This is a genomic window from Microbacterium sp., assembly GCF_043427715.1.
In the GTDB taxonomy this organism is placed as follows: Bacteria; Actinomycetota; Actinomycetes; order Actinomycetales; family Microbacteriaceae; genus Microbacterium.
Map to the genome: position 1 here is coordinate 1 of NZ_JBHWTD010000029.1, position 12,751 is coordinate 12,751.

At 68.5% G+C, this 12,751-nt stretch carries 12 protein-coding genes; 2 read left to right on the top strand and 10 right to left on the bottom strand.

Annotated elements, in window-relative coordinates:
* Nucleotides 1–28 precede the first annotated feature (28 nt).
* The 9 genes from tpiA to ACHFGS_RS02960 form a co-directional block, all read right to left on the bottom strand.
* Complete coding sequence (gene tpiA / locus ACHFGS_RS02920; protein ID WP_394279081.1) at nucleotides 29–820, bottom strand: triose-phosphate isomerase; 792 nt, start codon at nucleotides 818–820, stop codon at nucleotides 29–31.
* Complete coding sequence (locus ACHFGS_RS02925; protein WP_394279080.1) at nucleotides 808–2,025, bottom strand: phosphoglycerate kinase; 1,218 nt, start codon at nucleotides 2,023–2,025, stop codon at nucleotides 808–810. Before ACHFGS_RS02925 ends, tpiA begins: the two co-directional genes overlap by 13 nt.
* Before the next feature lie 2 nt (nucleotides 2,026–2,027).
* A complete protein-coding gene (gene gap, locus ACHFGS_RS02930) occupies nucleotides 2,028–3,032 on the bottom strand; it encodes a type I glyceraldehyde-3-phosphate dehydrogenase (protein ID WP_394279079.1) in 1,005 nt (334 codons plus the stop codon).
* 138 nt (nucleotides 3,033–3,170) lie between these two features.
* The gene (locus ACHFGS_RS02935) at nucleotides 3,171–3,797 is read right to left on the bottom strand and encodes a superoxide dismutase (protein ID WP_394279078.1); all 627 of its coding nucleotides are present in this window, start codon (nucleotides 3,795–3,797) and stop codon (nucleotides 3,171–3,173) included.
* Nucleotides 3,798–3,908: 111 nt separating this feature from the next.
* Nucleotides 3,909–4,886, bottom strand: a complete 978-nt coding sequence (gene whiA, locus ACHFGS_RS02940) for a DNA-binding protein WhiA (RefSeq protein WP_394279077.1) — start codon at nucleotides 4,884–4,886, stop codon at nucleotides 3,909–3,911.
* Nucleotides 4,887–4,926: 40 nt separating this feature from the next.
* Nucleotides 4,927–5,799 (bottom strand): RNase adapter RapZ, encoded by an 873-nt coding sequence (rapZ, locus tag ACHFGS_RS02945; RefSeq protein WP_394279076.1) that lies wholly within the window; start codon nucleotides 5,797–5,799, stop codon nucleotides 4,927–4,929.
* Nucleotides 5,800–5,829: 30 nt separating this feature from the next.
* A complete protein-coding gene (gene uvrC / locus ACHFGS_RS02950) occupies nucleotides 5,830–7,746 on the bottom strand; it encodes an excinuclease ABC subunit UvrC (RefSeq protein ID WP_394279075.1) in 1,917 nt (638 codons plus the stop codon).
* Nucleotide 7,747: 1 nt separating this feature from the next.
* Complete coding sequence (gene uvrA, locus ACHFGS_RS02955) at nucleotides 7,748–10,633, bottom strand: excinuclease ABC subunit UvrA (RefSeq protein ID WP_394279074.1); 2,886 nt, start codon at nucleotides 10,631–10,633, stop codon at nucleotides 7,748–7,750.
* 54 nt (nucleotides 10,634–10,687) lie between these two features.
* Nucleotides 10,688–11,137, bottom strand: coding sequence for a MarR family winged helix-turn-helix transcriptional regulator (locus ACHFGS_RS02960; RefSeq protein ID WP_394279073.1), 450 nt, complete (start codon nucleotides 11,135–11,137; stop codon nucleotides 10,688–10,690).
* A 39-nt stretch (nucleotides 11,138–11,176) separates the two neighbouring features.
* On the opposite strand from ACHFGS_RS02960, the gene ACHFGS_RS02965 reads away from it, so the two are divergent.
* Both ACHFGS_RS02965 and ACHFGS_RS02970 read left to right on the top strand, forming a co-directional pair.
* Nucleotides 11,177–11,413, top strand: coding sequence for a hypothetical protein (locus ACHFGS_RS02965; protein ID WP_394279072.1), 237 nt, complete (start codon nucleotides 11,177–11,179; stop codon nucleotides 11,411–11,413).
* A gap of 92 nt (nucleotides 11,414–11,505) precedes the next feature.
* A complete protein-coding gene (locus ACHFGS_RS02970) occupies nucleotides 11,506–11,886 on the top strand; it encodes a hypothetical protein (protein WP_394279082.1) in 381 nt (126 codons plus the stop codon).
* 26 nt (nucleotides 11,887–11,912) lie between these two features.
* Here ACHFGS_RS02970 and ACHFGS_RS02975 read toward each other — a convergent pair whose 3' ends face one another.
* Nucleotides 11,913–12,728 carry a serine hydrolase gene (locus ACHFGS_RS02975; protein WP_394279071.1) on the bottom strand — a complete coding sequence of 272 codons (816 nt, stop codon included), beginning with the start codon at nucleotides 12,726–12,728 and terminating at the stop codon, nucleotides 11,913–11,915.
* Nucleotides 12,729–12,751 lie beyond the last annotated feature (23 nt).

Sequence of the window (12,751 nt, forward strand, 5' to 3'; positions counted from 1 at the left end):
ACCTCGGAGGGCCCGCGCCGCGCGACGATCACACTCCGACGTGCTTCTGGTATCGGATGATCGCGGCGAACTCGTCGGCGACGAGACTCGCACCGCCGACCAGAGCACCGTCGACGTCGGGCTCGCGCATGAAGCTGGCGATGTTCGCCGACTTCACCGATCCGCCGTAGAGGATGCGGGTGCGCGCGGCGGCGTCCTCTCCGAGGCTCCCCGCCACGACGGCGCGGAGCGCCGCGCAGACCTCCTGCGCCTGCTCGGGCGAGGCGACCTGTCCGGTGCCGATCGCCCAGACCGGCTCGTACGCCACCACGATGTCCGCGTCGGCGGGAACGCCCTGCAGGGCCGCCTCCAGCTGCGAGACCGAGACGGCGGTGGGGCCGGACTCCTCGCGCTGTGCGAGGGTCTCCCCGACGCAGACGACCGGGACGATGCCGTGACGGAGCGCGGCCTGCACCTTGTCGGCGACGACCGCGTCCGACTCGGCGTGGTACTCACGACGCTCCGAGTGCCCGATGATGACGTAGTCCACGTCGAGCTTCTTCAAGAACGCGCCCGAGACCTCGCCGGTGTAGGCACCGGAATCCTTCGTCGACAGGTCCTGCGCGCCGAGGGCGAACGGGATCTTGTCGGCGTCGATCAGGGTCTGCACCGTGCGGATGTCGGTGAACGGCGGGAACACCGCGACCTCGACCGAATCGGTCTCGTGCGCGGCATCCTTCAGGGTCCAGTGCAGCTTCTGGACGAACGCGACCGCTTGGAGGTGGTCGAGGTTCATCTTCCAGTTGCCGGCGATGAGCGGCTTACGGGTCACGCTTCCCATCCGAGGATCTCCAATCCGGGTAGCTTCTTGCCCTCGAGGAATTCGAGGCTCGCGCCCCCACCGGTCGAGATGTGACCGAAGCTGTCGTCGGCGAAACCGAGCTGACGCACGGCCGCGGCCGAGTCGCCACCACCGACGACCGACAGGCCGTCGACCTCGGTGAGCGCCTGCGCGACGGTCTTGGTGCCGGCGGCGAACGCCTCCATCTCGAACACGCCCATCGGGCCGTTCCAGAACACCGTCTTCGCTCCGCGGATCGCCTCCGCGAACAGCTCGGCCGTCTTCGGTCCGATGTCCAGACCCATGCCGTCGGCACCGAAAGCGGTGTCCTCGAGCGCGTCGGCGGCGGCGACCACGTGATCGGCGTCGGCGGCGAAGCCCGATGCCATAACGGCATCCACCGGGAGGATCAGCTCGACGCCCTTCTCAGTGGCCGTCGAGATGTATCCGCGCACGGTGTCGAGCTGGTCGACCTCGAGGAGGCTCTTGCCGACGGAGTGACCCTGCGCGGCGAGGAAGGTGAAGAGCATGCCGCCACCGACGAGGATCTTGTCCACGCGCGGCAGCAGGTGCTCGATGACGCCGAGCTTGTCGCTGACCTTCGACCCGCCCAGGACGACCGCGTACGGACGCTCGGGACGCTCGGTCAGGCGGTCGAGGACGTCGACCTCCTTCTCGATGAGGAGCCCCGCCGCCGACGGAAGCAGCTCCGCGAGGTCGTAGACCGACGCCTGCTTGCGGTGCACGACTCCGAAGCCATCGGAGACGAGGACGTCTCCGAGAGCGGCGAGCTCAGCCGCGAAGGCGCCGCGCGTGGCGTCGTCCTTCGCGGTCTCGCCCGCGTTGAAGCGGAGGTTCTCGATGACGGCGATCTCACCGTCGGCGAGGGCCGCGACCGTCTCGCGGGCCGACTCGCCCACGGTGTCGGTGGCGAACGCGACCGGCTTGCCGAGCAGTTCGGACAGGCGGGTGGCGACGGGTGCGAGGCTGTACTTCGCGTCGGGGGCACCGTCGGGCCGGCCCAGGTGGGACGCCGCGATGACGCGCGCCCCCTGGTCCAGCAGTGCGGTGAGCGTGGGGAGCGCCGCGCGCACACGCCCATCGTCCGTGATGACGCCGTCCTTCAGGGGGACGTTGAAGTCAACACGGACGATGACGCGCTTGCCTGCGAGCGAACCCAGCGAATCGAGGGTGCGCAGAGCCATCGTCAGAGCTTGCTGGCGACGAGCTCGGTGAGGTCGACGAGGCGGTTGGAGTAACCCCACTCGTTGTCGTACCAGCCGACGACCTTGACCTGATTGCCGATGACGCGGGTCAGGCCGGCGTCGAAGATGCAGGAGTGGTCGTCGGTCACGATGTCGCTGGAGACGATCTCGTCCTCGGTGTACTTCAGGATGCCCTTGAGGGGACCCTCGGCGGCAGCCTTGTACGCGGCCTTGATCTCGTCGACGCTGACCTCGCGGTCGAGCTCGACGGTCAGGTCGGTTGCCGAGCCGGTGGGAACGGGAACGCGCAGCGCGAAGCCGTCGAGCTTGCCCTTGAGCTCGGGCAGCACGAGGCCGATGGCCTTGGCGGCACCGGTGGAGGTGGGGACGATGTTGAGGGCGGCGGCGCGCGAGCGACGAAGGTCGCTGTGAGGGCCGTCCTGGAGGTTCTGGTCAGCCGTGTACGCGTGAACCGTGGTCATCAGGCCCTTGACGATGCCGAAGTTGTCGTTGAGGACCTTGGCCAGCGGAGCGAGGCAGTTGGTCGTGCACGAGGCGTTCGAGATGATGTGGTGCGTCTCGGGGTCGTAGAGCTCTTCGTTCGCACCGATGACGAACGTGGCGTCCTCACCCGAAGCGGGGGCCGAGATCAGGACCTTCTTGGCGCCACCGGCGAGGTGCTTGCCGGCGTCCTCGGCCTTGGTGAAGCGGCCCGTGGACTCGATGACGATGTCGACGCCGAGCTCGCCCCAGGGGAGGTTGGCCGGGTCGCGCTCTTCGAAGACCTTGATCGTCTTGTCGCCGACGGTGATGGAGTCGCCGGTGTACGAGACCTCCGCGTCGAGGCGACCCAGGATCGAGTCGTACTTGAGCAGGTGGGCGAGGGTCTTGTTGTCGGTGAGGTCGTTCACCGCCACGATGTCGAGGTCCGCGCCCTGCGCGAGTGCCGCGCGGAGGTAGTTGCGTCCGATGCGGCCGAAGCCGTTGATGCCGATCTTGACAGACACGATGTCTCCCGATTCTCGTCACGCGCAGCACCCATCGGGGGCCGAACGCGATCTGCTGAAAAAGAGAGAGGATGCCGGAATCGACCTCCCGTCGCCGGAAGGACCCCCGGCATCCTCACCTGTTTTATGACCCTACTACTAGAGCAGGCCGGCCGTCTTCTGGCGAGCGGCGTCGAGTCGCTGTGCGACGTTCTGCCAGTTGGCGATGTTCCACGCGGCCTTGACGTAGTCGGCCTTGACGTTCAGGTAGTCGAGGTAGAAGGCGTGCTCCCACATGTCGAGCTGGAAGATCGGGACGGTTCCCTGTGCGGTGTTGGACTGCTGGTCGAACAGCTGCTGGATGATGAGCTGCTCCCCCATCGGGTCCCAGCTCAGGACGGCCCAGCCCGAGCCCTGGATGCCGGTCGCGGCGGCCGTGAAGTGGGCCTGGAACTTGTCGAAGCCGCCGAAGAACTCGTCGATCGCGGCGCGGAGCTCACCCTCGGGCTCGCCGCCGCCACCCTGCGACGCGGGAGCGAGGTTCGTCCAGAAGATCGAGTGGTTCACGTGACCGCCGAGGTTGAACGCGAGGTCCTTCTCGAGCTTGTTGACGTTCGCGAGGTTGCCGCTCTCGCGGGCTTCGGCGAGCTGTTCGAGCGCGGTGTTGGCGCCGGTGACGTACGCCTGGTGGTGCTTCGAGTGGTGAAGCTCCATGATCTTCCCGCTGATGCTCGGCTCGAGCGCGGAGTAGTCGTACGGCAGTTCGGGCAACGTGTACTTCGCCATGTCCTCTTCCTTCGTTGAGTGCCGTGCCGGAGCACAGCCGGTCGGTTTCATCCTATTGATGACCAACAGACCGGGGAGGCGGTTGCTTCCCCGGACGAAGGAATGTAGCGCTCAGTCCTCGAGACCGGCGGGCACCGCTGACTCGGTGTCAGGGATCCCCTCCTGCGCAGCCTTTTTGTCGGCCATCGCGAGCAGGCGACGGATGCGACCGGCGACGGCATCCTTCGTGAGGGGCGGGTCGGCGTGGTGGCCGAGCTCATCGAGGCTCGCGTCGCGGTGCGCGAGACGGAGGTCACCGGCCTGCTTCAGGTGGTCGGGGACGGTGTCGCCGAGGATCTCGAGAGCCCGCTCCACCCGCGCGCAGGCGGCGACGGCGGCCTGAGCGGAGCGGCGGAGGTTCGCGTCGTCGAAGTTGACGAGGCGGTTCACCCCGGCCCGCACCTCGCGGCGCTGTCGCATCTCCTCCCACGCGGCGGCGGTCTTCTGCGCGCCCATCATGAGGAGCGTGTTGCGGATCGCTTCGCCGTCGCGGACGACGACACGCGGGATGCCGCGCACTTCGCGCGCCTTGGCGGCGATGCCGAGCCGGTGGGCGGCGCCCACGAGCGCCATGGCCGCCTCACCCGACGGGCAGGACACCTCGAGCGCGGCGGAGCGGCCCGGATCGGTGAGGGTGCCGGCGGCGAGGAACGCGCCCCGCCACACGGCGGCGAGGTCGGGGCGAGCGCCCGTGGTGATCTTGTTGGGCAGTCCCCGGACGGGACGACGGCGCTGATCGAGGAGACCGGTCTGGCGCGCGAGGGTTTCACCGCCGTCGATGACACGAACAGCGAAGTGGTTGCCGGTGCGGCCGCCCGAGGCCTGCACGTGAGCGAGCTCGGGGCGGACGCCGTACAGCTCCACGAGGTCGCGGGCGACGCGCCGGGCGAGGATGTCCGTCTCCAGTTCGGCTTCGACGGCGACACGGCCGGCGATGGAGTGGAGACCACCGGAGAAGCGGAGAATCGTGGTCAGTTCGGCCACCCGGGCGGTGGGTCGGGGGTCCCGGACCGAGGTCAGCTCCGTCTTCACATCAGCAGTCAGAGGCACGTCGATCCTTCGGGTGAACAGTCAGGGACAAAGGGTCAGCTTACTCGCGACCGAGGTCACGATGAGTGACACGGACCGCCACACCGGCCTCATCGGCCAATCTGTCAGCCAATTCCAGGGCGGTCACCACCGAACGGTGCTTGCCGCCGGTGCAGCCGATCGCGACGACCGAGTGCCGCTTGTTCTCCCGCTGATACCCCTGCAGGACAGGATGCAGCGCCCGCGCGTAGGCGTCGATGAACTCGACGGCGCCGCGCTGCCCGAGCACGAAATCCCGCACCCGCTCGTCCTCACCCGTGAGTGCCCGCAGCGTCGGCTCCCAATAGGGGTTGGGGAGGAAACGCATGTCGGCGACGAGGTCGACGTCGGAGGGCAGACCGTACTTGAATCCGAAGCTCATCACCGTGACCGTGTGACGCGCGTCGCCCTCGCCGGAGAACAGGTCGACGACGCGATTGGCGAGCTGATGGATGTTCAGCGAGCTGGTGTCGATGATGACGTCCGCGCCCTCGCGGATGGCGGTGAGCCGGTCCCGCTCGCGGCGGATGCCATCGAGGATCGTGCCGTCGCCTTGCAGCGGGTGGGGTCGCCGCACGGCCTCGAACCGTCGCACGAGCACATCGTCGGCGGCATCCAGGAACAGCACCCGGAGTTTCCGACGGTCGCGGAGCGCGCGGGTCACGGCGGGGAGCTCGCTGAAGAGCTGGCGACCGCGGACGTCGACGACCGCCGCGACCTTCGGCAGCGCGTCGGCGGCGATCGCGGTCAGGTCGAGCAGAGGCTTCAGCATCTGCGGTGGCAGGTTGTCGACGACGTACCAGTCGAGGTCCTCGAGGGCGTTGGCGGCCGTCGTGCGGCCCGCGCCGGACATGCCCGTGACGATGAGGATCTCACCCGTCGTGTGCGCGTCCATCACCTTGGCCCCTGTCCCTCGAACTCCACACTACCGAGCTTCGTCGGCTCCGCCGGAACCGGTCGTCAGGTGAGCGTGGACGGCTTCGGCCAGGCGGGGTCCGATGCCGGGCAGTTCCTGGATCTGCTCCACGGTCGCACCGCGCAGCGCGCTGACCGAGCCGAAGTGGCGCAGCAACGCCTTGATCCGGGCGTCGCCGAGGCCCGGCACCTCCGACAGCACCGTCGTGATGTCACGCCGGCGCTTCTTGCGCTGATGGGTGATCGCGAAGCGGTGGGCCTCGTCGCGGAGGCGCTGCAGCAGGTAGAGGGCCTCCGAGGTGCGCGGCAGGATGACGGGGTACTCCTCCCCCGGCAGCCACACCTCCTCGAGACGCTTCGCGATGCCGCACAGCGCGATCTCCTCGTGGCCGGCGTCACGCAGGGCGCGCGCCGCAGCCTCGACCTGGGGCTGACCGCCGTCGACGACCAGCAGCTGAGGACGGTAGGCGAAGCGGGGCCGCTTGCGGACCGTCTCGACATCACCGTCGGCCGTGGGATCCACCTCGGGTTCGGCCTCATCCCGGTCGATGTGGGCGAGCCGCCGCATCAGCACCTGGTACATCGAATCGGTGTCATCGGTGGTCTCGGCGACCCCGAACGAGCGGTACTGGTCCTTGCGGGGAAGTCCGTCTTCGAACACCACCATCGACGCGACGACGTTCGTGCCGCCGAGGTGGCTGACGTCGAAGCACTCGATGCGCAGGGGCGCCTCCGTGATCCCCAGTGCCTCCTGCAGGTCAGTGAGCGCCTTCGTGCGGGCGGTGTAGTCGCTCGTGCGGCGGGTCTTGTGGAGCATGAGCGCCTGCTGCGCATTGATGGTGGCCGTCCGCATGAGGTCGGCTTTCTGACCACGCTGCGCGACCTGCAGCGTCACCTTCTTGCCACGACGCGCCCGCAGCCACTCCTCGAGCTCGGCCGCGTCATCGGGCAGCGTCGGGACGATGACGTGCCGCGGCACGTCGTCGGCCGCGGCATCCCCGTAGGCACGCTGGAGGAGCTGGTCGACGAGCTCGGCCCCCGTGATGTCGAGCTCCTTGTCGATGGTCGCGGCGCGCACGCCTCGCACGCGTCCGCCCCGGACGACGAAGTGCTGCACCGCGGCGAAGAGCTCGTCCTCGGCGATGCCGAAGAGGTCGGCGTCGGTGTCCTCGCTGAGCACGAGCGCGCTGCGGTTGAGCACCGCCTCCATTGCCTGGAGCTTGTCGCGGTAATCAGCCGCGGACTCGTAGTCCATCGCCGCGGCGGCTTCGCGCATGCGCGCGGCGAGGTTCTTCACGAACTGCTTGTCCGCGCCGGACATGAACGCGACGAAGTCGTCGACCATCGCCCGATGCTCCGCGATCGTGACCTTCATCGAGCAGGGGCCGCCGCAGCGCCCGATCTGCCCGGGGAAGCAGGGCCGGCCCGTCGTCATCGCCTTCTTGTAGGACGAGTCGCTGCAGGTGCGGATGGGAAAGACCTTGATGAGCTGATCGATCGTGTCGTGCACGGCCCACACCTTCGGGAACGGCCCGAAGTACTTCGCGCCCCTGATGCGCCGGTTGCGCGTGACGATCACCCGGGGGGCCTCGTCACCGAGGGTGACCGCCATGTAGGGGTACGACTTGTCGTCCTTGTAGCGGACGTTGAACGGCGGCGAGTACTCCTGGATCCAGGTGTACTCGAGCTGGAGCGAATCGACGTCGGTCTCCACGACGGTCCACTCGACGCTCGCCGCCGTCGTCACCATCCGCCGGGTGCGCTCGTGCAGAGTGTGCAGCGGCGCGAAGTAGTTCGACAGCCGCGCCCGCAGGTTCTTCGCTTTGCCGACGTACAGGATCCGCCCGTCGGCGTCGCGGAACCGGTACACCCCCGGGCTGGTGGGGATCTCCCCCGGCTTCGGCTTGTACGGGAGCGCGGATGCCACCTCAGCCCGCCTTGCGGGCCGGGGCCGTCCCCAGGATCTCCGCCAGGAACTGGCCGGTGTGGCTCTCGGGCACCTGCGCGATCTGCTCGGGGGTGCCGGTCGCGAGGACGGTGCCACCGCCTGACCCACCCTCGGGGCCGAGGTCGATGACCCAGTCCGAGGCCTTGATCACGTCGAGGTTGTGCTCGATGACCAGCACCGTGTTGCCCTTGTCGACGAGCCCGTTCAGGACTTCGAGCAGGCGCTGCACGTCTTCGAAGTGCAGACCCGTGGTCGGTTCGTCGAGGACGTAGATGGTGCGACCGTTCGATCGCCGCTGCAGCTCGGTGGCGAGCTTCACGCGCTGCGCCTCACCGCCGGACAGAGTGGTCGCGGACTGCCCGAGACGCACGTACCCGAGCCCGACGTCGACGAGCGTCTTCAGGTACCGGTGGATCGCCTGGATCGGCTCGAAGAACTCCGCCGCCTCGGCGATGGGCATGTTGAGCACCTCGGCGATGTTCTTGCCCTTGTAGTGGACGGCGAGGGTGTCGCGGTTGTACCGCTGACCGTGGCAGACCTCGCAGTCGACGTACACGTCGGGCAGGAAGTTCATCTCGATCTTGATCGTGCCGTCACCCGAGCATGCCTCGCACCGACCGCCCTTGATGTTGAAGCTGAAGCGTCCAGGCTGGTAGCCGCGGGTCTTCGCCTCGGTGGTCTCCGCGAACAGCGACCGGATGCGGTCGAACACGCCGGTGTAGGTCGCCGGATTCGAGCGCGGGGTGCGACCGATGGGCGCCTGGTCGACGTGCACCACCTTGTCGAGGTTCTCGAGCCCTGTGATGCGGGTGTGCTTGCCCGCGACGCGGCGAGCGCCGTTGAGCTTGGTCGCCAGCACTTCGTAGAGGATGCCGTTGACCAGGGTGGACTTGCCCGAACCGCTCACGCCGGTGACCGACGTGAGGACGCCCAGCGGGAAATCGACCGTGATGTTCTGCAGGTTGTTCTCGCGCGCGCCGACGACCCGCAGCTGGCGGGACTTGTCGATCTTGCGACGCTTGCGCGGTGTCGCGATGGCGCGGCGACCGCTGAGGTAGGCGCCGGTGAGGGACGCCTCTTCGGTGAGCAGCTGCTCGACGGGACCGGAGTGGATGACGTTGCCGCCCTCGACCCCGGCGCGCGGCCCGATGTCGACCACCCAGTCGGCGGCGTGGATCGTCTCTTCATCGTGCTCGACGACCACGAGCGTGTTGCCGAGGCTCTTCAGACGGACGAGAGTCTCGATGAGACGGCGGTTGTCGCGCTGGTGGAGACCGATCGAGGGTTCGTCGAGGACGTAGAGGACACCGGTAAGGCCCGACCCGATTTGGGTGGCGAGCCGGATGCGCTGCGCCTCACCACCGGACAGAGACCCGGCCGCGCGGCTGAGGCTCAGGTAGTTGAGACCGACCTGGATCAGGAAGTCCAGACGCGCGCGGATCTCACGCAACACCGCCGCGGCGATGGTCGACTCCCGCGGGGTGAGTTCGAGCTCAGCAAAGTACCGCTGCGCCTCTCCCAGGCTCAGTCGGGAGGCTTCGGCGATCGAGTGCCCGTGAACGAGGACCGAGAGAACCTCGGGCTTGAGGCGGTCGCCGTCGCAGACGGGGCACGGCACCTCGCGGAGGAACTCCGACCAGCGCTGACGCTGGGTGTCGCTCTCCGCCTGCGAGAACTGCCGCTCGATGTAAGGGATGACGCCCTCGAAGCCCGACGCGTACCGCATCTCACGTCCGTAGCGGTTCTTCCACTTGACGGTGACCTTGTAGTTCTCACCGGCGAGGACCGCGTTCTGCACGTCTTCGCCGAGGTCCTTCCACGGAGTGTCGAGCGAGAAGCCGAGGTCGTCGGCCAGCCCGACCAGGAGCCGCTCGTAGTACTGGAAGAGACCCTTGCCCTGCGTGGTCCAGGGGATGATGACGCCCTCGGCGATGGAGAGCTCCTCGTCACCGAGCAGGAGCTCGGTGTCCACCGACATACGGGTGCCCAGCCCCGAGCACGCCGGGCACGCGCCGAACGGCGCGTTGAAGGAGAACGTGCGGGGCTCGATCTCAGTCAGCTGGAGCGGGTGACCGTTGGGGCAGGCGAGCTTCTCGCTGTAGCTCTGCCACGCGGCATCCCCTTCTTCGTCGACGAAGTTGATCTGCAGCACGCCACCGGCCAGGCCGAGGGCGGTCTCGACGGAATCGGTGACGCGGGTGAGGATGTCCGGGCCGGCCACGAGACGGTCGACGACGACGGCGATGTCGTGCTTGTAGCTCTTCTTCAGGGTGGGCGGCTCGGCGAGCTGGACGGTCTCGCCGTCGACGATCGCGCGGGCGTACCCCTTGGCCGACAGCTCCTTGAAGAGGTCGACGAACTCGCCCTTCTTCTGCGAGACGACCGGCGCCACGATCTGGTAGCGCGTCCGCTCGGGCAGGTCCATCAGCTGGTCGGCGATCTGCTGCACCGTCTGGCGCTCGATCCGCTCCCCGCACTCGGGGCAGTGGGGCACCCCGATGCGGGCCCACAGCAGTCGCATGTAGTCGTTGATCTCGGTGATCGTGCCGACCGTGGAGCGCGGGTTGCGGTTGGTCGACTTCTGGTCGATCGACACGGCCGGGCTGAGCCCCTCGATGAAATCGACGTCGGGGCGATCGACCTGACCCAGGAACTGGCGCGCGTACGAGCTGAGCGATTCGATGTAGCGGCGCTGCCCCTCGGCGAAGATGGTGTCGAACGCCAGGCTGGACTTGCCCGACCCGGACAGGCCCGTGAACACGACGAGCGAGTCGCGCGGGATGTCGAGGTCGACGTTCTTCAGATTGTGGACGCGGGCACCGCGGACGCTGAGCTTCGAGGACGTGGGGACAGGGACGATGGGCACCGGTCAATTCTAGGTTGGGCCACCGACACGGGCTCCGGGCTTCGCTCCCGGCGATCAGATCGGCGGCGTCTCCGGCGCGTCACGCCGGCCGGCGAACGGCGCGAGCCCCTCGCGCAGCGTCGTCACGTCATCGAGGCTCATGCCCACCCGAGCCATGATCTCGCCGGGAACGGACAGCGCCCGCTCACGCAAGGCGGTGCCCTCGGCCGTCAAGGTGATCTCGAGCACGCGTTCGTCGCTCCCGCGCCGACGGCGCTCGACCCTCCCCTGCGCCTCCAGCCGCTTCACCGTCGGCGACAAGGTCGCCGGCTCGACCGCCAACGCGGATGCCAGCTCGGAGAGCGACTGCGGGGCGCTCTCCCAGAGGGCGAGCATGACGAGGTACTGCGGATGGGTCAACCCGAGCGGCTCGAGGACCGGTCGGTAGATCGACACCACGTTCCGCGCCGCGGTCACGATGGCGAAGCACAGCTGACTCTCCAAAGCGAGAACGTCGCGGTCCACGGGGATCCTTCCTGCCCTGATCATTAGTACACTAAGCATATGAGCTCTCGCCGGAAGGATCGTCCTCCTCTTCGCGACCGTGTGGCAGCGGCCGGCGGCTGGTACGCCTACTGGAACAGCCGGTTGATCCGCTACGCGGGCCCCGCATCCGTCGGCCCGTATGAGTCGGAGCCGGAGCCGGAACGCACCGGCCGCGCATGCCCCCTGTGCGGGCAGCCGATGTCGTCGCACACGTTCGACCGTTCCGGCGAGCGCCCTCGCATGCACTGCCCGTGATGGATCGCCGGGCTGCCGCTCGACCGCCACGCGAAGAGTAGCGCCCGCTGATCTGAGGTCAAGCCCCCACCCCTCCGGGCGGGACCTCGACGCTGGCAGGGCTGCGGACCGCGCTGCACGGCGCGGGAGTTGTCCCGCTCGTGGTCGCGCCGCGCGGTGGCATGCTCGGCGACATCCCGGTCCAGCGCACGTCTCAGACGGCCTCGAGCGTCGAGTTCGATGCGGCAATCGCGCTCGTGGCATCGCCGGATGCTCCGACGCAGCGTCTGCTCGACGAGCTCTTCCGTCAGGGGAAGGCGATCGGCGCGACGGGCGATGGGGAGTCGGCTCTCGGGTCGGCCCGGATCGATCCGGGTGCCGCGGGCATCGTGGTCGCCGGAGCCGACGAGGTCGTGTCCGGGATCATCGGACTGCTCGGCTCGCACCGGGTGTGGGAGCGTCTCGCCGGCAAGGAGGCCACCGTCTCCGCCTGACGTGACGTGTGAATGCGGGCGGGCCGTTACGCGGTCCGCCCGCATTCGCGCGCAAGCGCACCGATCGCCCGCATCGCGGCGAGGACGTCGTCCACGCGGACGGCGCGTTCCGGGCTCCAGTTGCAGAGGGCTGCGTAGGCGACGTCGCGCTGCTCGTCGCGGATGAGCCCGACGTCGGCGCGCACTCCGGCATCCGTTCCGGTCTTGTTCCACAGTGCGGGGAGGTCCGCTGCCGTGTGCGCCAACGGGTCGAGCGCCATGGCTGCGCCGACCATCGACAGGTCCACGCTCCGTTCCAGCCAGCCGCGCAGCAGCGCATCGGCCTCCGGCCCGAGGAGGCGATCGCCCGCGAGGCGCACGAAGAACGAGGCCCAGTCCGCGGCGGTCCCGACGCTCAGCGTCTCGGGGTATGAGCTCTCGCGGCGATCGCGCACCCTGTCGAGCAGGGCTGTCTGAGGCGACACCAGCCGAACGGTCATGGCCGCGACGGCCGGTGTGCCGATGTGATCGAGCAGCACGTTGGTCGCGAGGTTGTCGCTGACGGCTGCGATCAGTGTGGCGAGGTCGGCGACGGTCATGGTCGGCGCGTCGAGGTGCTGCCAGAGACCGCTGTCGGCGACCGGTTCGACGCCGCGTCGCGAGAGGGGTGTCGCCGGGTCGAGGGTCCCGGAGGCGATGCGGTCGGCGGTCGTCGCCAGCAGAAGGAGCTTCGCGATGCTCGCCGTGCGGAGTCGCCGGTCGGGCTCGTGCACGAGCGACACCGAACCGTCGACGGTCGTGATGACGACCGACCACGAGGTGCCGGCGAGTTCCGGGGCGGAGAGGATCGAGCGCAGCGGCACGGTCCTCAGCCTATGGCGGCCGC